This is a genomic window from Sporolactobacillus nakayamae (assembly GCF_900113325.1).
Taxonomy (GTDB): Bacteria; Bacillota; Bacilli; order Bacillales; family Sporolactobacillaceae; genus Sporolactobacillus; species Sporolactobacillus nakayamae.
This window is the reverse complement of the sequence record NZ_FOOY01000015.1, coordinates 30,182-30,395: the sequence shown is the minus strand read 5'-3', so window position 1 is coordinate 30,395 and position 214 is coordinate 30,182. Positions and strand designations below refer to the sequence as shown.

General features: G+C 38.8%; 1 protein-coding gene. It reads right to left on the bottom strand.

Annotation, left to right across the window (positions count from 1 at the left end):
- On the bottom strand, positions 1-214 hold a 214-nt coding region (locus BM003_RS17865; RefSeq protein ID WP_218143249.1), incomplete at both ends, for a hypothetical protein.

The window sequence follows — 214 nt, the reverse complement described above, 5'->3', positions numbered from 1 at the left end:
TCTGAACGCTGATACTTTTGTCTGAACGCTGATTCTTTTGTCTGAGCGCTGATATTTTTCTCTGAACGCTGATAATTTTGCCTGAACGCTGATATTTTTCTCTGAACGCTGATATTTTTGTCTGAACGCTGATATTTTTGTCTGAACGCTGATATTTTTCTCTGAACGCTGATACTTTTGTCTGAACGCTGATTCTTTTGTCTGAGCGCTGATA